Annotated in this window: 20 protein-coding genes and 1 tRNA gene; 11 read left to right on the top strand and 10 right to left on the bottom strand. The window is 65.8% G+C overall.

Annotated features, from left to right (window positions below; all coding sequences use genetic code 11):
* Nucleotides 1–139 precede the first annotated feature (139 nt).
* The 4 genes from obgE to QX124_RS18040 form a co-directional block, all read right to left on the bottom strand.
* Nucleotides 140–1210: a GTPase ObgE gene (gene obgE / locus QX124_RS18055; RefSeq protein ID WP_315740732.1), complete on the bottom strand. Its 1071-nt coding sequence runs from the start codon at nt 1208–1210 to the stop codon at nt 140–142.
* A gap of 127 nt (nt 1211–1337) precedes the next feature.
* Entirely contained in the window at nt 1338–3452 is a 2115-nt protein-coding gene (locus QX124_RS18050; RefSeq protein WP_315797876.1) for a hypothetical protein, read from the bottom strand.
* A gap of 19 nt (nt 3453–3471) precedes the next feature.
* Nucleotides 3472–4662 (bottom strand): phosphatase PAP2 family protein, encoded by a 1191-nt coding sequence (locus QX124_RS18045; protein ID WP_315781602.1) that lies wholly within the window; start codon nt 4660–4662, stop codon nt 3472–3474.
* A gap of 117 nt (nt 4663–4779) precedes the next feature.
* Nucleotides 4780–6702 (bottom strand): adenylate/guanylate cyclase domain-containing protein, encoded by a 1923-nt coding sequence (locus QX124_RS18040; protein WP_315757165.1) that lies wholly within the window; start codon nt 6700–6702, stop codon nt 4780–4782.
* A 495-nt stretch (nt 6703–7197) separates the two neighbouring features.
* On the opposite strand from QX124_RS18040, the gene QX124_RS18035 reads away from it, so the two are divergent.
* Nucleotides 7198–8115: a DMT family transporter gene (locus QX124_RS18035; RefSeq protein WP_315757166.1), complete on the top strand. Its 918-nt coding sequence runs from the start codon at nt 7198–7200 to the stop codon at nt 8113–8115.
* Nucleotides 8116–8152: 37 nt separating this feature from the next.
* Here the strand turns inward: QX124_RS18035 and QX124_RS18030 are convergent, their stop codons facing one another.
* From QX124_RS18030 to rplU, 3 genes are all read right to left on the bottom strand, one after another.
* The gene (locus QX124_RS18030; protein WP_315781600.1) at nt 8153–8746 is read right to left on the bottom strand and encodes a GNAT family N-acetyltransferase; all 594 of its coding nucleotides are present in this window, start codon (nt 8744–8746) and stop codon (nt 8153–8155) included.
* 140 nt (nt 8747–8886) lie between these two features.
* Nucleotides 8887–9156: a 50S ribosomal protein L27 gene (gene rpmA / locus QX124_RS18025; RefSeq protein ID WP_008961804.1), complete on the bottom strand. Its 270-nt coding sequence runs from the start codon at nt 9154–9156 to the stop codon at nt 8887–8889.
* A 132-nt stretch (nt 9157–9288) separates the two neighbouring features.
* The gene (gene rplU, locus QX124_RS18020; protein ID WP_315757168.1) at nt 9289–9672 is read right to left on the bottom strand and encodes a 50S ribosomal protein L21; all 384 of its coding nucleotides are present in this window, start codon (nt 9670–9672) and stop codon (nt 9289–9291) included.
* A 379-nt stretch (nt 9673–10051) separates the two neighbouring features.
* On the opposite strand from rplU, the gene QX124_RS18015 reads away from it, so the two are divergent.
* From QX124_RS18015 to QX124_RS18000, 4 genes are all read left to right on the top strand, one after another.
* Entirely contained in the window at nt 10052–11188 is a 1137-nt protein-coding gene (locus QX124_RS18015) for an ROK family protein (protein WP_315781597.1), read from the top strand.
* A 485-nt stretch (nt 11189–11673) separates the two neighbouring features.
* A complete protein-coding gene (locus QX124_RS18010; protein ID WP_315797875.1) occupies nt 11674–12333 on the top strand; it encodes an outer membrane protein in 660 nt (219 codons plus the stop codon).
* 245 nt (nt 12334–12578) lie between these two features.
* Nucleotides 12579–12668, top strand: a tRNA-Ser gene (locus tag QX124_RS18005).
* Between the two features lie 49 nt (nt 12669–12717).
* Nucleotides 12718–13476 (top strand): DUF2786 domain-containing protein, encoded by a 759-nt coding sequence (locus QX124_RS18000; protein WP_315797874.1) that lies wholly within the window; start codon nt 12718–12720, stop codon nt 13474–13476.
* A 110-nt stretch (nt 13477–13586) separates the two neighbouring features.
* On the opposite strand, the gene QX124_RS17995 is transcribed toward QX124_RS18000, so the two are convergent.
* The gene (locus tag QX124_RS17995) at nt 13587–14195 is read right to left on the bottom strand and encodes a hypothetical protein (protein ID WP_315777267.1); all 609 of its coding nucleotides are present in this window, start codon (nt 14193–14195) and stop codon (nt 13587–13589) included.
* A gap of 190 nt (nt 14196–14385) precedes the next feature.
* On the opposite strand from QX124_RS17995, the gene QX124_RS17990 reads away from it, so the two are divergent.
* The gene (locus tag QX124_RS17990; protein WP_315777266.1) at nt 14386–14721 is read left to right on the top strand and encodes an MmcQ/YjbR family DNA-binding protein; all 336 of its coding nucleotides are present in this window, start codon (nt 14386–14388) and stop codon (nt 14719–14721) included.
* 41 nt (nt 14722–14762) lie between these two features.
* Here QX124_RS17990 and QX124_RS17985 read toward each other — a convergent pair whose 3' ends face one another.
* Entirely contained in the window at nt 14763–15791 is a 1029-nt protein-coding gene (locus QX124_RS17985; RefSeq protein ID WP_315797873.1) for a hypothetical protein, read from the bottom strand.
* Nucleotides 15792–16293: 502 nt separating this feature from the next.
* Between QX124_RS17985 and QX124_RS17980 the strand changes: the two genes are divergently transcribed.
* The 3 genes from QX124_RS17980 (at nt 16294) to QX124_RS17970 (ending at nt 20438) form a co-directional block, all read left to right on the top strand.
* Nucleotides 16294–16791 (top strand): YchJ family protein, encoded by a 498-nt coding sequence (locus tag QX124_RS17980; protein ID WP_315770675.1) that lies wholly within the window; start codon nt 16294–16296, stop codon nt 16789–16791.
* Nucleotides 16792–17158: 367 nt separating this feature from the next.
* The gene (locus QX124_RS17975; protein WP_315797872.1) at nt 17159–18667 is read left to right on the top strand and encodes a bifunctional class I SAM-dependent methyltransferase/glycosyltransferase family 2 protein; all 1509 of its coding nucleotides are present in this window, start codon (nt 17159–17161) and stop codon (nt 18665–18667) included.
* A 151-nt stretch (nt 18668–18818) separates the two neighbouring features.
* A complete protein-coding gene (locus tag QX124_RS17970; protein WP_315797871.1) occupies nt 18819–20438 on the top strand; it encodes a hypothetical protein in 1620 nt (539 codons plus the stop codon).
* A gap of 19 nt (nt 20439–20457) precedes the next feature.
* Here QX124_RS17970 and QX124_RS17965 read toward each other — a convergent pair whose 3' ends face one another.
* A complete protein-coding gene (locus tag QX124_RS17965; protein ID WP_315797870.1) occupies nt 20458–21198 on the bottom strand; it encodes a GntR family transcriptional regulator in 741 nt (246 codons plus the stop codon).
* Nucleotides 21199–21406: 208 nt separating this feature from the next.
* Between QX124_RS17965 and QX124_RS17960 the strand changes: the two genes are divergently transcribed.
* Nucleotides 21407–22441, top strand: a complete 1035-nt coding sequence (locus QX124_RS17960) for an extracellular solute-binding protein (protein WP_315797869.1) — start codon at nt 21407–21409, stop codon at nt 22439–22441.
* On the top strand, nt 22438–23508 hold the full coding sequence (locus QX124_RS17955) for an ABC transporter ATP-binding protein (RefSeq protein ID WP_315797868.1): 1071 nt from the start codon (nt 22438–22440) through the stop codon (nt 23506–23508). The genes QX124_RS17960 and QX124_RS17955 overlap by 4 nt, the downstream gene beginning before the upstream one ends.
* Nucleotides 23509–23510 lie beyond the last annotated feature (2 nt).

The following is a 23510-nucleotide window of genomic DNA, read 5'->3' as shown; positions in this document are numbered from 1 at the left end:
TGAACAGGGTCGGTTCGAGCCCTCGCATCGTGATGAGAGGTGCGTGGCTGACACGCGGTCCCACGGGACGGGGCTCAAGTGTTGATGGATGGCGGCGAGTGTCGCAAGCGAGGGCCTGCGAGGCAAGGTTGGCTTCAGTTCAGCCCTGCGGTGACGTTGGGGCCGCCCATGGCTCCTCGGTCGCCGCGCTCTCGGTCGTGCTCTTGGCCTTGAGGGACACCGGCTGTTCGCCGACCACGTCGGCGAGCTTGCGCAGCGCTTCCTTGACGCCCTCGCCGGTGGCGCCGGAGATCAACAGCGGCGTCTTCTTGGCGGCGCGCTTCAGCCGGTCCCTCTGCTTCTTCAGCTCGTCCGGGTCGACCGCATCGATCTTGTTCAGCGCGACGATCTCCACCTTGTCGGTCAGCTCGCCGCCATAGGCTTCCAGCTCGTGCCGCACCGTCTTGTAGGCCTTGCCGGCATGCTCGCAGGTGGCGTCGACCAGGTGCAGCAGCACACGGCAGCGCTCGACATGGCCGAGGAAACGGTCGCCGAGGCCGGCGCCCTCATGCGCGCCCTCGATCAGGCCAGGAATGTCGGCCAGCACGAACTCGCGGCCGTCGGCGTTCACGACGCCGAGCTGTGGATGGAGCGTGGTGAACGGATAGTCGGCGATCTTCGGCTTGGCGGCCGAGACCTTGGACAGGAAGGTCGACTTGCCGGCATTGGGCAGGCCGACCAGGCCGGCATCGGCGATCAGCTTCATGCGCAGCCAGATCCAGCGCTCCTCGCCGGGCTGGCCGGGATTGGCGTTGCGCGGCGCCCGGTTGGTCGGCGACTTGAAATGCGCGTTGCCAAAGCCGCCATTGCCGCCCTGGGCCAGCACGAAGCGCTCGCCGACCGCGGTAAAGTCGTGGATCAGCGTCTCCCGGTCCTCGTCGAAGATCTGGGTGCCGACTGGAACCTTGAGCACCACCGACTTGCCGCCGGCGCCATGACAGTCCTTGCCGGACCCGTTTCCGCCCCTCTGGGCCTTGAAATGCTGCTGGTAGCGGTAGTCGATCAGGGTGTTGAGGCCGTCGACGGCCTCGATGACGACGTCGCCGCCGCGGCCGCCATTGCCGCCGTTCGGGCCGCCGAACTCGATGAACTTCTCGCGCCGGAACGCAACGCAACCGTTGCCGCCGTCGCCGGAGCGCACATAGACCTTGGCTTCATCGAGGAATTTCATAGGGCTCTAGGTAGGCGAGGCGGGCCTCCGGGGCAACTCAAACCGCCGCGGATCGCGCGGAAAAGCGCAAGATTCCCGCCCCGGTCAGGGCCGAAGGCCGCTCGCGCAGCACCGCGACGACCTGCCGCTACGGCGGCTCGAGATCGCCGCCGCCCCTCTTTGCGATCTCCGCGATGTCGTTCGGGGACGGGACGGCGGTGGGCTGAGGCAAAGCCAAGCCGCCGCGCAATCTCGCAAATTGGCGCGCGAGTTGCGGAGCCGCGGTGCTCGTCCCGATCAGGCGCAGGACGGCGCCGCTCCGGTTACCCCCGGCACGGATTCCGGTGAGGGCGTTGTCTTCGTCACAGGGCAGCACGTAATCCGGACCGATGCGGTGGCCGCCGCGGGGCCGGCCCGCCGATGAATAAGGCGTCTTGCGGCCATCCGCCACCACGTACCCGCCTGCAACATGGACCCGGTGCTTCTTGCCGGTTGCGATCCCGTTCAGCGTCCCAAACCGATCCAACAGCGATCCGGTCCGATCGAACTCCCCGTCGATGCGCGTGCAACTGGCCCCAGCCGACCGGGTTTGCTCCCAGTTGGAATCGACAAAATGCGAGCGCTTGGCCCCCGTGCGCGCGCCCATGTTCGGATCGGTGCGCGCCACATAGGCGTGCATTTCGGCGTTTTCGGGAATGCCGTCGACCTTGATGGTCCAGTCGCCGTGCTCGTTGCTGGCCTGATCTTCTGGCCTCACCACGGTCGGGCCGACTTCGAGCAGCCACATCCTGTCTTTGCCCCAGACGATCGGGCCGATCAGCTGAGGGGTGGTGCCGCCCGGCTTCGGAAGCGTTGTTCCGATGACAGCACAGCCTGATGTCAGCTGAACTTTGCCGCTCGGCGACGTCAAGGTGACGGTGACTCCCTGGGCCTCATCGTCCTCCATCCAGATCTCTGCAAAGACCAGCACGGTATTGTCCGGCGGCAAACGCCAGATCCATTCGACGTGCTCGGGCTGCTCGCTGTCGCTGGTGAAGACGACGTGACCGTCGCTGAGATAGGCGTTGCCGGCGGAGAGCACGATGTCGAGCTTCGGCTTGTTGTTCTTGCCGTTGTATTCAGCAACCAGAGCCGACAAGGCGCTCTCGAGTTCTGCCGTGCCGTCATGCGGTCCGGTGGTCGGACCGTAGCTGAGGCTGATGATCACGTTCCTGGTCTTGACCGGGTCTGCAAACGACAGAATGTACTGGATGCCCTGGACGACATAGGTCTTCAGCCACACGCCAGTCGCATCCCGGATACATTCATCGGAGAATTGCACGAACACGACGTCAGCGTCGCACGCAGGATCAGTCGAGGGGCGACCAGGTGTCCAACTCGGCGGATCGCGGCGGTCCTTGCCTGGTTTCGACGGGCCGATACGAGAGGAAATCGGAACAGGCCCCGCCAGGACGTCCATGACATGGCCCCCATGCGAGTCCCGGCGTGCGAGGGTCGTGAACCCGGCGGCTGCGTAACAGCCATCCTCGTCGACGCCATCGGTAGCTGTCGCGTGCAGCGAGATCCAATCGTCGAGTCCGATCTGCTGCGGCTCTATGCCGGCGGCGAAATCGCGTCGGTACTCGAGACCGTAGGCAAAGTCGGTGAGCTCCATTCCGAACTTGCGCGTTCCGATCGCGACCGGCTGCTTATTCTGGTTCTGATCCCAGATGGCTCGGACCCGCGTGCTCAGTGGGCCGCTGGTTCTTAGGAAGCGCGCCGCAGAAAACGGGCAGCCATCGTCCAGCATGCCGATCAGAAGCGGTCCTGGCGCCTCCTTACCTTCCTTGAAGCGGTGGCGGATGGGCGCACTCTTTTGGAATGACTTGGGAGATGACGGTTTGACCGGCAAGGATAACGCGACCCGGTTGACATAATTGCCCCAGACGGACTCGTGCAATGCGCTATCCAGCACCGCACTCGCGCGGCAGCGCATCGTCAGGTACCGCGAGTCTGCCGCATAAGGCGCGAGTTCGATGCCGTACTTTGTCGTGGCGAACTCGGGCTGGGTTGGTTCCAGCTGGCCCGCCACTTTCGCGAAATCTGCGGCCGTTCCAGCCTCTTTCAGCTCGATCAGGAGCAGGAGCCTGTATTTGTCATCGTCGAAACGATCCCATTTTTCCTGGAGGTTTTCCTCGAAGTTCTTGAATTCCGTCGAGATCGCGTATCGGAGATAGGGATCGAAGCATCTCGGATAGTTCTTGGGCGCCCCGGGCTCGGCCATGGCTCGCTCTCCGCATGAATTATGGGTAGCTCGGAACGCCAAATCTGCCCTTCCACTCCGCTTGAGCCTCACACCAGACGTGATGCATCAGAGGGGACTGGGTGACGTTCACGCCGGCAGATTGCGAGAAGTAGAACGGACCCTGGTCGAGATCCTGGGCCGGGACGATCGTGGTGTTGAACGGATTGAAATCCGTCGTCGGGTATTGGTCGATTCCTGCCGCAAGGAAGGTCCGCTTCATGAAGGGCTGGCTCGTCTCGTTCCCATTGCAACGCCCGACAAAGTACTCGCCCAGGGCGACGCCCAGCATGCGTCCCGCCATGCTGTCAGCCGGAAAGTGGACGCCGGCGATGACGCGGTTGGTCGTGATCCGGGCACACACGCGATCGAGCTGATCGATGACCCATTTGTGCCGCGTCGGATCAAGCTTCAGCAACTGCTTCAACACGTAGGTGACCGCATAGGTCTGCGTCGCGTGCCCCATCGGGAAGCTTCCATGCCCCGGGGTCGTGATCATCGGCTGGACCTCGGCGTTGTATTCGACCGGACGGTAGCAGCCCAGCGCGTGCTTGACGCGCATCTCCACGTAGACGCAAAATTGCAGCACCATGTTGATGAGTTCGAATGTGCGCCGCGTCCGCTCGGCATGGAGGTAGACGATCGATGCCCAGAAAGCGAACTGCGGATCGATCTGCGCCAGGATTTCCGTGGCGCGCTCGTTGCGCAGTTCGGCCCAACTGAGGACCAGGGGGATCTGCTGTTCGAAAGTGGTTTGTGCCGGCCGCTGAATTTCGGCGATCAGCGATCTCTGTCCGGATACGGACGACCATATCTGGAAGGCGTCAGAGCTTGACGGTTGAGAGTTTGCCGTGATGCCCTGGAAGGTGATGCCTTGCAGCATCTCTCCGATAGCAACATAGGCGCGAACCCACGCTTCCCAGCGCTCCATTTGGGCGGGGTCATCGATGACCGGGAGCGCCGGCTCATAAAGCACGAGCGGTTTTTCGGTGACGATGCTGCCCTCGCGCACATGGATCAATGCATCGACCATCACCGGATTGGCATAGACATCGCCAAGCGTGCCGAGTACGGCACCGCCAGCGCCGCCGACGCCACCCGCGCCGCCTGCTCCGCCGGCGCCTCCAGCACCACCCGCGCCGCCTGCTCCGCCCGCTCCGCCGGCACCACCTGCGCCGCCCAGTTGGCCCATGTCCGCCTCCTATGATTGAGTCAGCTCACAATGGTAGGGTCGTCCTTTCAGTTGCAGTTCGCCGGGCGATACTCACTCAGCTGTCGACCAGTTCACACGCCCGGATCCTTTTCGTCCTCAATGCCGCTTGGAGTTGCCGTTACCGGATGGCAGGCCGGCTAACGCCAGACAGCGCGCCCATTCCCGACCGGTTTCGAGCTGAGCGTTCGGCATGCGGGCAAGATAGGTTTCGACCGTCAGCGTCGGGTCGACCTCCCGCACCTTCGCTAGTGTCGATCGGGCCTCCTCCATTCGGCCCTGCAGCACGAGCGCAATGGTCAAGGCTCGCCACGTCGAGGGGTGCATGCGGTTGAGTGCCAGCGATGAGCGCGCAAGTCTTTCAGCGGTGGCATAGTCATGAGCGGAAAGTGCAGCCGTCGCGCTGAGCGACTCGAAGTAATAGCGCATCGGATCAAGCGGCGAGAGCTCCATGGCGCGCTGGGTCTCGTGCACTGCAGCGGCACCGTCACCCTTGAATGCGTCGACCGTCCCAAGGAACAGCCAGCCGAGCGCGTGGCTGGGGTTTGCGAGGACGGCCGCCTCGCAACGCCTGCGCGCCATGTCGAGGTCCTTGAACAGATGACAGTAGACGAACCCCTCGGCTGCGAGCGCGAGCGCGTCGGACGGGTCGCGATCAAGCGCGGCATGGGTCGTCGCCAGGGCCTCGGCTGCGTCGCGGGTGCGGTCCTCGGACCAGCCTCGTGTCAGTCGCAGGATGTACCAGTGGCCGAGCCAGGCGCGCGGGGCCGCAATACGGCCGTGCCGGTTGATCAGCTCCTCGAGGATATTGCGTGTCTGGAGAAACTCTTCCCTGGTGGACCTGTGCATGAGCTTGATTGCGCCGAGCAGGAGCGAGTAGCTCTCGAGCGTCGGCAGCGGCTGGGTCAGGATATGGTCGACCTCGGCGTCGAACACGGCGAAGTGTACGGCTCGTGCGATGCGATCGGCCATCTCGCTTTCGGGCCGAAGCAAATCCTCGACGGATCCGCTGAGCCGATCCGTCCAGATCACCTGATCGTCGCGGGCGGCGGAGAGCTCAGCAGTCACCATGATCTGGCTGCCGTTGGCCACATAGGCTCCACTGAGGACGTAGGCCGCACCCAGATGCGCCGAGACCTGGCCAAGGTCGCTGGTCCGACCGCGGAACACGGCGGTCGAAAGCCGCGAGATCACCTTGAGATTCGCAGACTTCGACAGGCGCCAGATCACGCCGTCGGCGATCAGGTTGCCGACGTCCACGAGCCCAGGCGCCTCGGTTCGGGCTGCGAATGGAATCACGGCAATGCTCGGCTGCATCGCCGCTCCGTAGTCGCGCCTCCCGGCGATGGTCGGCTGCGGCCCCGGCGGACCGACGCGGTATGCTCGAACCGGCCTGTCAAAGTGCTTCAAAACGCAGTTGCCGAGATCTTCGCAGACCGCGTCGACGCCGTGCGTCAATTCGTCACGCGCGGCGGCGCTCCCGATCGTCTCGCCTGGGCTGGCGAGGCTAGCCAGAGCGGCAGCCAGCTCCTCCTGCGCCGATGCGCTTGCGATCGTCTCGCCGGGTCCGGCCAGAGTTGCCAGCCGTGCCGCAAGGTTGACGCCGGTCCCGTAGATGTCGACGCCATCGCTCCAAGCCATTGCGGCGTTGATGCCCGCACGCAAGTGAAGATGTCGATCCTCCGGGAGCCCGGCGTTCTGCGCAGCCGCCGCTCGATGCATCTCGGCAACGGCATTCACGGCATCCCTGACGGTCTCGAAACGAGCAAGCAAGCCGTCGCCAAGGCTTTTCACAAGAGTGCCCTGATGCCGGGGCAATATTTCCGACGCGATCAGGCGGATGAGTTCGGTCCAGCGCTGAACGGTAGCAGCCTCATGCGCGCTCATCAGGCGCACGGATTCGACCACATCGACCAACAGCACCACGGTCTGCTGCAGCACCAGACTTGCCGCAGCATTCCCCATCGCGGGCGGTTCCGCCCGGAGATCCAGCTCGTTCTTGCCCTCTGCATCACTGCTCATATCGGACTCGAAACGGGCGCACGCCCTGTTTCATGACGCGGCGGCCAGCCGAGATGTCGCGCGGGTGCAAGCGATGCGGTGCCGGCGCTGCCCTGCTGCCGACGAATGTGGGTATGGGGATATGCTGCGTTGGCATGACCAGATACTCGAACCGCTTCTAGAGCCGCCATCGCGCGTCAGATTCGGAGCGCCTCGTCCCAAATGCAACTGCATATGATGGGTTTTGCCGAGCGCCCGAATGGTTCAGCAAAATCGCAGGTTGAAGAACCGGATCGAAAAGAAGCTGCAGTATGAGGCCCGGGCGAGTGTGGTGCGCCGGAACCCCGGCTCGCTTAATCGTGATCTTGTGATCGGCGCCTGTGTTTGCGCATCTTCCCGCCAAGGGCTTGTCGCGCGCGCTCACGACTCCTAAACGAGCCGATGAAGAAGTGAAGGCCGGGATACCGCGACCATATCGCACCCGGGCTTCAGCCAGAACAACCAGCCCATTGCGCAATGACCCTCCTCTCCCGGATCTCCGTCCAAAACGATGTACGATCGGCGCGGCTGGCCGGCATCGGCCTGATGCTGCTGTCGATTTCGATGTTCTCGTTCGGCGATGCCTTGGGCAAGTTCCTGGTGTCGACCTATGCCGTCGGCCAACTGCTGTGGCTGCGCGCCTGTGCGGCGCTGCTGCTGCTCGCGCCGTTCATCTGGCGCAACCGAGCCGCCTTTCTGCAGCTCGAGCGTCCTTGGCTACAGCTGGTGCGCGTGATCCTGTCGACGCTCGAGGTCGCGGCGTTCTTTCTCGCCACCGTCTATCTGCCGCTTGCCGACGTCATCACCTACTATCTCGCAGGTCCCATCTTCGTCACCGCGCTGTCTGCGCTGGTGCTGCGCGAGCATGTCGGCTGGCGACGCTGGACCGCGATCCTGATCGGCTTCTGCGGCGTGCTGATCGCGCTGCGGCCCTCGGCGCAGACCTTCAGCCTGCCGGCGCTGATCGCGCTCGGCGGCAGTCTGTCGTTCGCGGTGCTGATGCTGATCACGCGCAGCCTGCGCGCAACGCCGGACATCGTGATGGCGTCGTCGCAATTCGTCGGGACCTTCCTGCTCGGCGCGGCGATGTCCTCGTTCGGCTGGGTGACGCCGACGCCCGGCAGCCTGGTGATGTTCGCGGCCGCCGGCATCATCTCGGTGACCGCGCTGTTCTGCGTCAACCGCTCGCTGAAGCTCGCGCCGGCCTCAGTGGTCGTGCCCTATCAGTACACGATGATCGTCTGGGCCGTGCTGTTCGGCTTCGTCGTGTTCGGCGACGTGCCGCATCCCGCGACGATCGTCGGCGCCACCATCATCATCGGCGCGGGGCTGTACATCTACTTGCGGGAACGAAGCCTGGGGCAGGGACAGGGTGCGGTGAATCCGCCGGCCTGAGATGCCACCCTCCCCCTCCAGGGGAGGGTGGCCCGGCCTAGTTCCGCCGTCCCGCGTTGGCCCAGGCCTTCAGCGATCCCCAGACACCGCGGGTGAGGCGGAAGGCGTCGACCGGGGCGGAGGAGCCGATCACCTCGAAGCGGTGCAGCTCGACGCCGGTCCATTGGAAGCCGCACTTTTCCAGGATGTTGCGCGAGGCTGGGTTGCTGACGCGGGCGTGCCCGATCAGCAAATTGTCCTCGCTCGTCTCGAAGAAATGGTCGATTGCGGCGCGCGCGGCTTCGGTGCCGAAGCCGCGGCCCCAATGATCGACGCCGAGCCAGTAGCCGAGCTCGGCCCGCCCTTGCGCAGGACGGTTAATGCCAACCATGCCGATCGGCGTGTCCAGGTGTTCGATCAGGAAGGCGGTCTCGCCTGCCTGCTCCGCCAGCGCGCGCACGAAACGGGCGGCATCGACCTCCGAATACGGGTGCGGCAGGCGGCGGGTGTTCTCGGCGATAACACGGTCGTCGGCGAGCCGGGCGATGGCAGTCACGTCCGCGAGCACCGGCGCACGCAGCGTCAGCCGGGGGGTCTCGAGGACGCAAGGTCTCGCCTCGCGCAAGGTGGGAGTCGTGATGTCCTGCAGCATGTCGGGCTCCATCGACGCTTCGGGATCAACTGATCAGCGAAAAAGAAAAGGGGAGGCCGGTTGTCCCGCCTCCCCTGGAGCCATCTGGCGCTCCGCCGGTTCATCAGGACCCGGCGGACGCATGTTGTTCCACCGTTATTCTATTCGGCAGCCTGGGCGGCTACCGGCCGCACCGAAATGAACGTGCGGTTGGCCCGGTCATGGAACTCGACGACGCCCTCGATCTTGGCGAACAGGGTGTGGTCCGTGCCCATGCCGACGTTGAGGCCGGGGTGCCAGGTCGTGCCGCGCTGACGCGCAATGATGTTGCCGGGAATCACGCGCTCGCCGCCGAACGCCTTGATGCCGAGGCGCTTGCCCTTGGAGTCGCGTCCGTTGCGGGATGAACCGCCTGCCTTTTTATGAGCCATCGCTCGTCTCCGATCTCGCGATCACCTTTAGCGCGATTCCGCCAAGGGATCATTCACATTTGCTGGGCGCGGACGAAAAATCCGCGCGATGAGGGTTCAAGCCAATGCGGCGCGGCAATCGCGCCGGCACGCTTACTCGGCGGCGTCGGCCGCCGGGGCTTCCGCCTTGGCCTTCTTCGGCCGCGGGCCCTTGGTCGGCTTGGCGTTGCCGGTCAGGATTTCGCTGACGCGGATCAGCGTCAGCTCGTCCCGGTAGCCGCGCTTGCGGCGCGAATTCTTGCGGCGGCGCTTCTTGAACGCGATGACCTTGGGGCCGCGCTTGTGGTCGAGCACCTCGACGGCCACGGACGCACCGGCCACGGCAGGCACGCCCAGCACCGGGGTGTCGCCACCGACCACCAGCACTTCGTTCAGCTGCACGATCGTACCGGGCTCACCGTCGATCTTGCCAATCTCGAGCACATCATCCGGGGCGACGCGGTATTGCTTGCCGCCGGTCTTGATGACTGCGAACATCGTTCTCATCCTTCGTGTTCGATCCCGGCCTCGAAGCACGATGGCCCCGGGTCGGCTTCTTGTTCAGTCGTTATGGTTCATGAAGTCCGGCCCGATCGGGACCGGCGTCGCGCCCTTGGGCTCAACACCCGCCGGATACGCGCAACGACAAACGGCGCGAGAACACCCGCGCCGGTCGATCGGGTGCTTATAGCCGGGTCGGCTGACGAGTCAAGGGAAAGGGGCGAATAGGGAGTAGCGAATAGCGAGTAGGGAAGGCAGGTGGCGGCCAACCTCGACCCCTATTCGCTTCTTCCTATTCGCCATTCGCCTCTCCCGCCGCAACCAAACTGTCGCCTGCGCCGTTGTCCGGGCCAACGCACAGCACGGCAGGGATCCGATGGCCGACGACATCATGACCACCACGGGCATCGCCCGCCACGGCGCGGCGCGGCTGCCGTCGGTCGAGATCGACAGCTTCAACATCGAACTCAAGGACGAGGATGGCTTCCTCGGCGATCGCGCCTCCAAGGGCGCGTTCCGCAAGATCCTCGAGCGCTGGCGCAAGCCGTTGCGCAAATCCGACAAGGACCCGTTCGGTGACGAGGACAGCGACACCATCAGCAAGAAGGCACTGGACGCAATCCTGGTCGGCGACGACACCGAGGCTTCGGCGGTGGTGCATTCGGCGATCGAGGAGTTCGCCCAGGAGCTCGCTTATGTGACCCGGCGCTTCCTGCGCACCAAGGCCTGGGCCAAGACCGAATGCATCGTGGTCGGCGGTGGCTTTCGGGATTCCCGGCTCGGCGAGCTCGCCATCGCGCGCACCGAGATCATCCTCAAGGACGAGGGCTTCGGCGTCGAGTTGGAGCCGATCCGCTACCATCCCGACGATGCCGGGCTGATCGGCGCGCTGCATCTGGCGCCGTCGTGGATCTTCGAGGCCCATGACAGCATCCTCGCGGTCGACATCGGCGGCACCAACATCCGCTGTGGCGTCGTCGAGACCGCCCGGAAGAAGGCGCCGGACCTGTCCAAGGCGTCGGTCTGGAAGTCCGATCTGTGGCGCCATGCCGACGACGAGCCGACGCGGGAAGGCGCCGTCAAGCGGCTCGCCAAGATGCTGAAGGGCCTAATCGAGGAGGCCGATACCGAGGGGCTCAGGCTCGCGCCGTTCATCGGCATTGCCTGTCCCGGCGTGATCAGCGAGGACGGCTCGATCGAGAAGGGTGCGCAGAACCTGCCGGGCAATTGGGAGAGCAGCAAGTTCAACCTTCCGGCCAGCCTGGTCGAGGCGATCCCGATGATCGGCGATCACGACACCGCGGTGCTGATGCACAATGACGGCGTCGTCCAGGGCCTGTCCGAGGTGCCGTTCATGCAGGAGTTCGAGCGCTGGGGCGTGCTGACCATCGGCACCGGGCTGGGTAATGCCCGCTTCACCAACCGTCGCAAGGAGAACGGTCGCAAGGACAAAGATGACAAGTCGAAGGACGAGAAGGGCGACGACAAGAAGGCGGCCAAGAAGAAGGATTGAGCGTCGGCGCGGCCGCGCCACTGTGTCTCTCGGCGGCCCGGAGGGAGCGATGCTGCGTTGCAGCGGGGGTGCCTCCCCGGTCCAAGACGTGCGGAAAACCGCCGTGCAACCAATCGGATGGCCTAAAACCCGGTAACCTTGACTGGTTAGGTTAAGGAACGGTTCACATTGCGATGCACGCGCAGATGGCCCAGGGTCGCCGGCGTCGCTCAGGCCGGCCGGATTGACCCCCGTCTCTTCCGTCGGTTTCCCCAAGATGTAGCGACACGGGACCGCCGGTATGTGTCAGCGTACGGCGGTCCCACCCTCTTGCTTGTCCTTTGTCCTTTTCGACCTCCGCCAGCCATCGCGGCCTGCAACGACCAAACAATCATCAGCACGGTGCCAGTCCATATTTACAAACCGTCTAGTCGGTTTTATAAGAAGGCATCCCAAATGGGGTGGGATTTTAACGGCGCGCTCGCGCCCAAACGGAGTATGAGCAGATGACGATCAGAGGCGCGAGATCTTGGCCGGCCGCCCTGGCGGTGACCGCGCTGGCCTGCGGCGGGGCGCAGGCGGCGGACCTGCCGGCGACCGCGTACAAGGCGCCGGCCTATGCGGCTGCGCCGGCGCCGTTCTCCTGGACCGGCTTCTATGCCGGCGCCAATGTCGGCGGTGCCTTCACCGGCAATGATGGGTTCGCCAATGCTGCGGGCGGCAATGGCGGCAAGCTGTCCGGGGTCATTGGCGGTCTGCAGGCCGGCTACAACTACCAGCTCTCGCCGCTCGTCGTGGTCGGCATCGAGAACGACCTCGGCTTCACCGGCCTGTCGCGCAAGGGCGACCTGGTCAATCCCGCCATCAGTGCGCCCTGGCTGACCTCCGGCCGCGCCCGCGCCGGCGTCACGCTGCTCGACCAGCGGCTGTTTCTGTACGGCACTGCGGGCCTCGCGGCCGGCGAGCTGAAGGACGGTCCGATCCACAAGGTGAAGATGGGATGGACCGCGGGCGGCGGTGCCGAATGGGCGTTCCTGCCGAAATGGTCGGCCAAGCTCGAATATCTCTACACCGACCTCAAGCACGACGGTCTGCCGGACTGGCGGGCAGCCAAGATCCACACGGTGCGGGCCGGCGTGAACTACCATTTCGACCTGTTCCGCTGACCGGAGCGCACCAGCATCTACGGTGTTCGAAGGGCCCACGCGTCAGTCTCGGGCCTTCGGGACGCGCGGGTCGGGCGGTATAGCCGACCGACCCGCGCGAGCGGTTCGCTTCCCTGAGCGGACCGCAACCGGCCTGCGCGCGCCGCGCGACGGTCCGGGGAAAAATTCGGCCGGCTGCCTTGTCACCCCCTGCATCGTGCCCTAGAACGACGCCCGACCCGGGGGCTCGCCCCTGATTTGCGCCTGGAGAGGTGGCAGAGTGGTTGAATGCACCGCACTCGAAATGCGGCATAGGTGCAAGCCTATCGGGGGTTCGAATCCCTCCCTCTCCGCCAGTTCCTCCCTCGGCCACCTCCCGGCGGGGCTTGTCATGGGCCTTGAGCGGTGAGCCAGACGTTCGATCCTGCCGCCTCCGATCCTGTTGCGCTCGACAAGCTGAAATCCCGCATTCAGGCTTTGCGCGCGAAGACAATCGCCAATGGCTGCACCGAGGACGAGGCGCTGTCCGCGGCCGCCAAAGTCGCCGAGCTGCTCGATCGCCACGACCTGTCGCTGTCGGACCTCGAGCTGCGGGCGTCGGCGTGCGAGCGCAAGGTCTACGAGACCCATCGCAAGAAGCGCATTCCGCTCGACGACTGCATCGGCGCGATCGCGCATTTCTGCGATTGCCGGGTCTGGCGCGAGAAAAACCCGGCCGGCGAGGCGAGCTATGTGTTCTTCGGTCTCCCCGCGGATGTCGAGGTTGCGCATTATCTGGCGGAATTGATCGACAACGCCGTGCGCGCCGAGCTCGGCCGCTACAAGGTCTCGGCCGAGTACCGCCGGTTCCGGCACCAGGACCGGCATCTCGCCAACGCCTCCTTCGCGCTCGGCATGGTGGCGTCGATCGCCGACCGCCTGGTGGCGATGAAGGCGGCCCGGGACCAGGTCAACCAAAGCAGCGGCCGCGGTCTGGTCGTGCTCAAGACCTCGGTGGTCGATGCCGAATTCGGCAAGCTCGATCTGAAGCTGCGGTCGGCGCGCAGCACGAGCCGGATGGTGTCGACGGCGGCCTATGAAGCGGGAGGTGCCGCGGGCACCACGCTCGCGATCAGTCCGGGCGTCAGCGGAGCGCCGCAACGAAATGGACCGAAAGGGAGCTGAACTCAGTCCCTAACGGTCGTTGCCCTTATCGCTGGCATGTCCGACCCGATCGGCCGCTGACGGGGCAGGCCACCAGCGTTGGCTGCAGCAATCGTCGGTAGCGCATGCCCTCAGCTCTTCGCGCCCGGTCCCTTCAACGCATTCCAGGCCGCCTGATTGGCCTGATCGAACGCCTTGCGGGATTCGTTCAGGGCGGCGCTGAACACTGACCACGATTCGCTGCCGGTCTGCTTCAGCTTCTCGAGATGGGCGCCGGCCTCCGCCGCGTCGGATTTGAGCTGCTTCAGCACGGCGTCGAGATCGGTGGTGCCGACCGTCGTCACCTTGGCCGCCGCCTCGCGAAACCTGTCGGCCGACTCCCGCCACGCCTTTGCCTGCGCGGCGGCGATGTCCTTGAAGGTCGCCTGCTGCTGCGCGGCCTGCTTGCCGGCGGCGTCGAAATAGGCCTTCATCTGCGCCTCGAATCCGGCCCAGTGCGCGTCCAGCTCGGTCTTCGCGCTGGCCATCGCGGCTTCGCCGGCTTCGGCTTGCGTCTTGAGCAGGGCCTCGAGATCGCCGCGGCGCTTCTTCAGGTCCGCCATGATCTCCTGCGCCTTGGCCTTCGATGCCGCTTCGGCCTCGGTTGCCTTGATTTCGAGTGACGCCAGCGCGGCATCCATCTCGTGGAGGCGCTCCCTGGCCCAGTTCAGGTAGACCTGCATCGTGCTCTGTGCCGGCATGGCTGCTCTCCTCTGATCCATCCTGCGACAAGCCATATAGAAACGGCGTCGTATAGTTTTGACTTGCATCAAGGCCCCGGGGTGCCGGGCATCACGTTCGCGTGCAGGGCGGCAGTGCGCCCCGCATGGCGGACCGCCATGGCCGGTGCTAGTCCTATCGTTCGAATATGATCGCACGAGGCGCGTCGAGATGACCGGTGACGAATTTCGTACGCTCGCTTTGTCGCTCGCCGGAACGACCGAGGCGCCTCACTTCGATCGCACTGCGTTCAAGCTGCACCGGACATTTGCGACCTTGGCCGCTGATGGCGCATCCGCCAACGTCCTGCTCACCCCCGACGAGCAGGAGCACTATGCCGGTCTGCTGCCCGGCGTGTTTCGCCGGGTCCCGAACAAATGGGGTGATCAGGGCTGGACCACCGTGTCGCTGGCCGATGTCGACGCCGCTTGCCTGCGCCCCGTGCTCGAGAGCGCGTGGCGCGCCGCGCATCGTGCGCAGGGGTCACGCGGCCGCAACAGGCGCTGAGCCGCCCCCGCAACGAAATTCGCAGGTGGCGAAAAGGGTTCTCACACCCTCCGCCCGACCATCAGCAGGATGCCGCCGATCTGCGGCAGCAGCGCCAGCAGGATCAGGCGGAGCATGATGAAGTCCTCGGCGGAGGGCTTCACCACGCCGCGCGACACCCAGGCCACCAGCTTGATCGCGGCCTCGGTTTGCGGATCGGCGGTCTGGCTCACCGTGGACATCGCCGCGTCCAGCGCCAGCCGGCGCTCGGCGACGGCGGCCTCGCGCTCCCGACAGAACTTGCCGACGCCGCCCTTGCACTCGCGGTCGCGCGCGGTCATTGCATCCGCAAGCGCCGTCTGTGCGGCCTGCACCGCGGGCGTCACCCGCGAGGCGCGCGCCAAGGTGACGTCGCTGATGTTGGTCGAGGCGAAGCCGATGCCGGCGGTGACCGCGAACACGAAGGTCATCAGCCACACCGTCCAGCCGGTCAGTGCCGAGGCGCGATGGCGCCCCTGCCACAGCCGCGCGGCGCAGGTCGGCATCACCAGCGCGACGAGGTCGGCGGTGACCCCGACCGCGAGAAACATCCAGCCGGCCGTGCTGTTCGAGCCGAGCGAATGCGCGAACCAGCCGTTCATGGCCATGCCGACCGCGGCCAGCGCCAGCGCGGCGAGTTGCAGCAGGATCGACGAAGCGGTGAGGCGCCCGCGTGCGACCTTGGCCGGAGTGACCGGCGCGGCGGCCGGAACGACCTCGCCCTCGATCACCGCTTCCCGCGGTGTCATTGTCGTCGGCGCGGTTGCTGCGGGGATCGCCGCGGCGGCCGCGCTCGCGGCGGCCTCCGTCCGTGCCGGCTCGGCCGCCGCCCGGCTCTTCGCCGGCTCGTTCACGAACTCCAGGAAGTCCGGCATGATCAGCGTCTCGGAGGCCAGCATCTCGTCGTCGAGCGCCGCCGTCTTGGCCTTCTCCGCCTTGTCGGCTCGGGGACGCGGACGCGGCTTGACCACCTTTGCCCGCTTCGGACGCGGCTTGGCCGTCTTCGGCTGCTGCCAGGGAATGATGGATGCGACTACGGACTCATCAGCCATCGGGGCTGCTCCAATCGGTGGTGATGGGCGCGACGCTGCGTTTGCACGCAGCGCGTCTCGCGCCGGCATCGGGTGCACGTTTGATCGGGAATCGAGCAGCGGCCCGCCTCGAGGCGGGCTTTCGTTCTTGCGGCCGGGCTGGCGTCGCGCGAAGAAATCGTTGGCGTCTCACGCGCCCTGATCCGCCGATGATGCGGAGGGCTTGCGGTCACAAGCGCCACGTAATGAGGCGGCGCCCGGAAGGTTCTGGTCCGCGCGGGGCCGGGCCGGTCAGCCGTGCGCCCAACACCCTTGTTCTTAACCAATGGTTAACACGGATTCGCCGGTTTCGAAACGGTGCCAGGTCCTCGTTCACATATCGGATGATCGCCAACCGAGAACTGCGTCTTTGCAGTCACAACCGCAAGTGACGCCCTTCTTGTTCAATGGACGAACGCTCGGGGGCCTCGGCCTCGCGGCGCGCTATGGTAGGACCTCGAATGTGGAGCTCCGTCGTCGTCTCATGCAATGTCCCTGCGGCTCAGGCTTTCCCTACGATCGTTGTTGCGGTCGCTATCTCCAAGGTGATGATCGCCCGCCGACGGCCGAAGCTCTGATGCGCTCGCGCTATACGGCCTATACGCGCGGCGACATCGGCTACATCGAATCGACGCTCGCCGCCGACCGTCGCAGCGCGTTCGATGCCGCCGCGGCGAGAACCTGGGCGACGCGCGCGACATGGCTCGGCCTGCGCATCGTCTCGTCGGTCCGCGGCCAGCCCGGCGACGCCGATGGCGTCGTCAGCTTCGTCGCAACCTATCGCGAGGCCGGCAAGACCATCGAGCACCACGAGGTCTCACAGTTTCGCCGCGACGACGACGGCGCCTGGCGCTTCGTCGAGGGTGACGCGCGAGCCGTCGTCACTCAGCCGAAGCGGGCGGCCGCCACCGCGAAGGTCGGCCGCAATGATCCATGCCCGTGCGGTAGCGGCAAGAAATACAAATTCTGCTGCGGACGGTGAGCGCAGCTGTTGATAGGAGGGGAAGCCGCGACTGCGGGCTCGTCAGGTGCTTCCGTGCCCCGCGAAGGCAGGCGCGCGGGCGCTCAAGCCGTTGGTGCCGGCGCCAACCTGGCAACGACGGTCCAGCGTTACCCGTCTTCCCGCGCAGCTTAGTTGCGAGCGCGAATGAGATGCAAAGATCGGAAGTATGCGGCGCGAACGATCGCGGCTGCCTCATTGTGGCTGGCCGATGTCTGCTCGTTTCCGTCGCGCGTCAGAGCTGGGGCGGCACGATGCCAACAGAGCGGAGGACTTCTCTGCCGCCGCCTTGACTCCGCCCAACCGGGCTGGCCTAGAAGGACGTAGTTCCTAACAGGGGTGGTATCAGGTGGCGGAGTTGGACGAGCAGGTCCGGCAGGACGAACGCGAGCGGTCGCAGGTTGCCGCAACCCCGTCGTCGGCAACGAAGGCGCTGTCACCGCGCAAGGCGGCCATCCTCGACCATGCCAACGATTTCGCCGATGCGCGCGCCAGCTGGCGCGACAAGGCGGCGTTCTTTCACAGCGAGGACGCGTGCTATCTGCGCTTCCTGATCCCGCCGGGCAGCCGCGTGCTCGAGATCGGCTGCGGCCTCGGCGACACCCTGGCATCGCTCGCGCCGTCCTACGGCGTCGGCATCGACTTCAGCGAAAAGCAGATCAAGATCGCCCGCACCCGGCATCCTGAGCTGACCTTCATTCTGGGCGACGCGGAGGATCCGGCCACGCTCGCCGCCGCCAGCGGCCCGTTCGATGTCATTCTGGTGCTCGACACCATCGGTTCGCTCGACGACTGCCAGCAGTTCATCGAGCAGTTGCACCCCTTGTGCACGCGCGAGACGCGCCTCGTCATCGGCTACTTCTCGCACCTCTGGTATCCGCTGCTGAAGGCTGCGGAGGCACTGGGCCTGCGGATGCCGCAGCCGGAGCAGAACGTGCTGTCGCCGGCCGACCTGCGCAATCTCGCGCAGCTTGCCGATTTCGATCCGGTGAAATCCGAGCAGCGCGTGCTGTCGCCGCTGCGGCTCTACGGCCTCGGCCGTTTCGCCAACCGCTTCCTCAGCGTGCTCCCGATTCTACGCGCCTTGTCGCTGCGGCACTATCTGGTGTCGCGCTCGCTCCGCTGCGTGAGCGACGACGTCCGCTCGGCGACCGTCGTGATCCCCGCGCGCAACGAGCGCGGCAACATCGAGCCCGCGGTGCAGCGCATCGCCGCGTTCTGCCCGGACATCGAGATCATCTTCATCGAGGGCCACAGCAGGGACGGCACCTATGAGGAGATGGAGCGGGTGCGCCAGGCGTTCCCGGACCACGACATCAAGCTGATGCGGCAGCCCGGCAAGGGCAAGGCCGACGCGGTGTTCACGGCCTTCGACGCGGCACGCGGCGACGTGCTGATGATTCTGGACGCCGACCTCACCATGCCGCCGGAGCAGTTGCCGAAGTTCTTCGAGGCGCTGCGCTCGGGCAAGGGCGAGTTCATCAACGGCTCGCGCCTGGTCTATCCGATGGACGAGGGCGCGATGCGCTTCCTCAACCTGATCGCCAACAAGACCTTCTCCTATCTGTTCTCGTGGCTCTTGAACCAGCGCTACACCGATACGCTCTGCGGCACCAAGGTGCTCCGCCGCAGCGACTATGTCAGGCTCAAGGCCGGTAAGGCCTATTTCGGCGATTTCGATCCGTTCGGCGATTTCGACCTGATCTTCGGCGCCTCCAAGCTGAACCTGAAATCGATCGACCTGCCGATCCGCTACGCCGCGCGCAGCTATGGCGAGACCCAGATCTCCCGCTTCCGCCACGGCTGGATGCTGCTCAAGATGGTCGTGTTCGCGTTCTTCAAGATCAAGGCGATCTGAGGATGACGGGAGTTCGCGGTGTCCAGCCTCAGAGGAGGCTGCGCCGATCGTTCGCCAAGCGACCTACGTCGTCAAGGCTGGGCTTGACCTGGCCTTCCACGCCTTCGTTCGCCGAGGAAGGACGACGTGGACGCGCGGGACAAGCCCGCGCATGACGGAGAAAACGGTTACGAAAACATCGAATCCGCCTCGTGACGCCTTCGATCGCCTGACGCGCTTCGGCTGGCACGGCGGCGTGGCGGTCGCGCTGCTGCTGTCGCTCGTGTCGTTCCTGGCCGTCGGCTATTTCACCGTCTATTGGCGCAATGCCGACATGGACTTCATGGTGATCTACAACGCGCTCGCCATCAACAATGGCGGCGCGCAGGCCTTCTTCGATCACCCGGCCTATCTCACCATCCTGTCGGTCGAGACCTGGTTCGCATTGCTGCATCGGCTCGGCCTGCTCGACGCCTGGACATTGTCGGCGATCCCCGCCGATCACGCTGCCTTCGATGTCGCGATGACCGGCGCCGTCCATGCCGGACGCGTCGCCGCGCTGCTGACGGCGGCGGGCCTCATCCTGGCCTTTGCCTGGCTGGCGCGCCGGCTGGTGTCCGATTGGCGCATCGCCATGCTCGCCGTCACGGCCTTCGTATTTTCCGGCGGCGTGCAGATGCATCTGCGCATCCTGCGCAGCGAGATGATGGCGGCGTCGTTCTGCATTCTCGCGCTGATGATCCTGATCGTGGCGGCGCGCCGCGCCAGCCTCGCGCGTCCGCTTGCGATCGGGCTCGCCGCCACGCTCTGCACGCTCGGTCTGGAGAACAAGGTCCATGCGATCCTGTTGATCGCCGCGATCCCCGTGCTGGTGCTGCCGTTCGGCACGGCGACGAGCCGAAGCGTTGCGTTCTGGCAATCGCCGCGCGCCTGGGCGGCCGTGCTGGTCGCCGGGATCGCTGCGCTGCTCGCCATGAGCGTTGCCTGGCCCCTGATCGTCGCCGGCTTCGATCCTGTCAACGCAACGGCTGCCAGCCTCAAACCCATGCTGTTGGGTCGCTTCGGCGTCTATCAGCTCGCGCTGCTCGGCCTGATCGCGGCCTGCATGGTCGTCTTCGCGTGGCTGTGGCGCGTGAGCGCGGCCGAAACTGTTGCGGCGCTACTGGCGATGGTCGCCGGCGCCGCCATCGGCCTGCTCGCGCTGGATCTGAGCTACGACGTCAACGATGTCGTCGTCGTGCTCAATCCGCTGGAGAAGATGATCACCTTTGTCGACGCGCCAGATGCCGCCGGTAGCCTGAGCGGTGCGATCGGGCTGTTGTTGTCCGGGCTGTTCGGGGTCATCAGGCGCTACACCTTCGTGCTGCAAACTTCGGCGCGGCCCACGGTGTTCCTGACCTGGCTGATCATCCCCGGCGTCGTCATGGCCTGGCGCCGCGGTGAGCGGCAGGCGGCTATCCAGGCCATTCTCCTGATGCTCGCTGCTATCGGCATCGATACGCTCGGTGTCCGCCGCGGGCTGAAGGTCGAGTACTTCGTCTTCACCGATCCCCTGATCATCATTGCCGGCATGGTCCTGCTCGATCGTCTGGCGGACCTGCGCTTCTCCCGCTTCGCCTATCCGATCGGCGCGGCGCTGCTCGCGCTCCATGTCGGCATCAGCCAGGCCGAGCCGGTCAAGATGGCGCTCAAGCGCAGGGGGCCTGAGGAGGTCTGCGCGTGGAGCGGCCACTACATGCCACGGATGGCGCTGCCCTGGTGCGCGCCGCCGAACAGCCCGCCGAGGACGTGACGGCCGACGCTCAGGAGCGTCAGGACAATCCTGATCGCACCCTGCGGCGTGGCTTGACCGGCGCAAAGATCGCCGCGAGATCCGCGCCGTCGGGCGCCGGGGACTCGTCGAGACGCAGCCGGCCCTCGACATGCAGGAAGTGCTCGCGCGACAGCGCGATCGCGCGCATCAGGTCGCGGTCGCGCAGCGCCGCGACGATGGCGCCATGCTCGTCGACCGCGCAGATCGACTGCGCCGCCGGCTCGTACACCGACACCATCACCGAGGAGCGGCTGAGCAGGTCGCCGAGCATGCGCGACAATTCGGGATTGCCGATGGAGTCGACGAGGTGGACGTGGAAGGTGCCGGACAGCCGCACCGAGGTCGCGCGATCGCCGCGCTGTGCCGCCGCGCGCTCCTCCGCCAGATGCGCGTCGAGCCGGGCGAGCAAACCATCGTCGATCCGCAGCACCAACTGGCTGAGCACGCCGGCCTCGAGCACGCGATGCGCCTCATAGACCCGTCTGATATCATCGAGCGTCGGCCGCGGCACCCGCGCGCCGCGGTTCGGGATCATCTCCAGCCGCCGCTCGGCGCCGAGCCGGTGCAGCACCTTGCGGATGCGCTCGCGCGACACGCCGAAGATCGCCGCCAGCGGCGTCTCGGCGAGCTTGGTGCCGGCCTTGAGCTTGCCCTCCAGCAGCGCGCGCAGGATGGCCTGATACACCGCCTCGTCCTCGGCGGGATTGGCCTTCCCGATTCGCTGCGCTCGCATCGCCATGCTCCGTAGCTAGGCCCAAAGCCGCGGCAGGTCACCTCCAAAAAATGTGCACATTATGCTCGCGACCGGGGAGGGGGTCGGTCGAGAAGCGGATCGAGGAAGAGCTCAGAGCAATGATCTCGTTGATGAATCCGAAAATGTGCACATTTGGCACGGCGCTTGCTGATCCTCGTGAAACGTCACGCGACAGCTCACACGGGATCCTCTCATGCACCCCTTCTCCCGCCGCAGCCTCCTGAAAACCGGTGCGGCCTTCGCCGCCACCCTTGCCGCGCCCGCGCTGGTGCGCGCCGCCCCCAAAGAGATCGTGATCGGCGGCCCCGCCGGTGCCGCCAAATATTTCAACGCCGATCTGTTTCCGGTGCTGGAGAAGAAGCTCGACTGCAAGGTGCTCTACGAGGGGACGAACTCGCTGACCAATCTGCAGAAGATGCAGGCCGACAAGGCCAGCCCGAAGATCTCCGTCGTGATCATGGACGATCCGGTGATGCTGCCGGCCGCGGCCGAAGGGCTGATCACCAGGATGTCGTCGTCGGCGATTCCCAATCTCGGCAAGCTCGTCGACGACGCCGTGCACCAGGACGGGATGTGGGCCAACTACCAGAAGCCGTGGGTCGGCATCGCCTATTCCACCAGGCGCATGAAGACGGCACCTGGCAGCTGGGCCGAGCTGTGGGATGCGAAATACGACTCCAAGATCGTCGTGCCGTCGTTGTCCAACACCGAAGGGTTCTGGACGCTGCTCGCCGCCGCGCATCTCGAGACCGGCAAGCCCTACAAGGAGGCGCAATACGAGATCGACGCCGGCTTCAAGAAGATCAAGAGCCTGAAGGCCAATCTGCTGAACGTCTATACGAACGCACCGCAGGCGATCAATCTGCTGGAGCAGGGCGAGGCCTGGATGATCGGCGGCCAGTTCTCGGCCTATACCTTGATCCGCAAGGCCGACGGCTCGCCGGTCGATCTCGCGATTCCCAGGGATGGCGGCTTCTCGATGCCGTCGGGCATCGCCAAGGTCGCAGGCGCGCCGGCCGGCGATCTCGCCGACGCCGTGATCGACTTCTATCTCAGCCCGGATGCGCAGACCATCCTGGCCAAGACGGCCTTCATCGCACCGACCAGCAAGGCGACGCCGCTGCCGGCCGGCTATCCGGATCCGGCCTCGCTGTTCGCGCCCGACTGGGCCTTCATCGCCAAGAACCGCGCCGGCTGGGTCGATCGCTGGAGCAAGGAGATGACATGACCGCCGCGCCGCATCTCGTCATCACCGGAGTCTCCAAGCGCTTCGGTGCGGCGACCGTGCTCGATCGCGTCGATCTCACCATCCGGCGCGGCGAGCTGGTCACCCTGCTCGGCCCGTCCGGCTGCGGCAAGACCACCTTGCTGCGTGCCATCGCCGGCCTGGCGCCACCGGACACCGGCACGGTTTCGCTCGCCGGGCGCGACGTCACCCATGTGCCGCCGCATCGACGCAATGTCGGCGTCGTGTTCCAGAGCTACGCGCTGTTTCCGCATCTCACCGTCGCCGGCAACGTTGCTTTCGGCCTGAAGGTGCGCGGCACGCCGAAGGCCGAGATCGATCGCGCGGTGGAGCGCGCGCTTTCGCTGGTCAAGCTTGGCCATCTCGGTGGCCGCCGCATCTCGGCGCTGTCGGGCGGCCAGCAGCAGCGCGTGGCGCTGGCGCGCGCGATCGCGGTCGAGCCCGACGTGCTGCTGTTCGACGAGGCGCTGTCGGCGCTCGATCGCAAGCTGCGCGAGGAGATGCAGGTCGAGCTGCGCCGTCTGCTGCAGGAGGTCAAGGCGACCGCGATCTTCGTCACCCACGACCAGGACGAGGCGCTGACCATGTCGGACCGCGTCGCGGTCATGAACAGGGGCCGCATCGAGCAGTTCGCCGAGCCGCGCGAGCTCTATGCCCGGCCTGCGAGTTTGTTCGCGCTCAACTTCGTCGGACTGTCGACGCGCATCGCGGGCCAGGTGGTCGGCGCGCATGACGGCACGGTGGACGTCGTGACGCCGGTCGGCCGTCTGTCGGCGCGCGGCGCGTTTCAGCCCGGCGCCTCGGTGATCGTCGCGACGCGGCCGGAGCAATTGCGTCTCGGCGCCGGAGACGGTGCCAACTCCGCGGCCGGACGGGTGCGCTCTGTCGTGTTTCAGGGCTCGCGAACTCTCGTGGATGTCGATGCCGGCGCCGGCGCGAGCCTGCTGGCCGAGCTGTCGGGCCGCGAGGCCGAGCTGCCGCGCGTTCATGACGAAGTCCGCTTCGCCTGGCCCGTCGCCGAGACGTTCGCCTTCGCCGCCGAAGCTTGACC

Source organism: Bradyrhizobium sp. SZCCHNRI3043 (assembly GCF_032377735.1).
Classification (GTDB): Bacteria; Pseudomonadota; Alphaproteobacteria; order Rhizobiales; family Xanthobacteraceae; genus Bradyrhizobium.
Note: the sequence above shows the minus strand (reverse complement) of the source record. Positions and strands in the feature narration are given on the sequence as shown.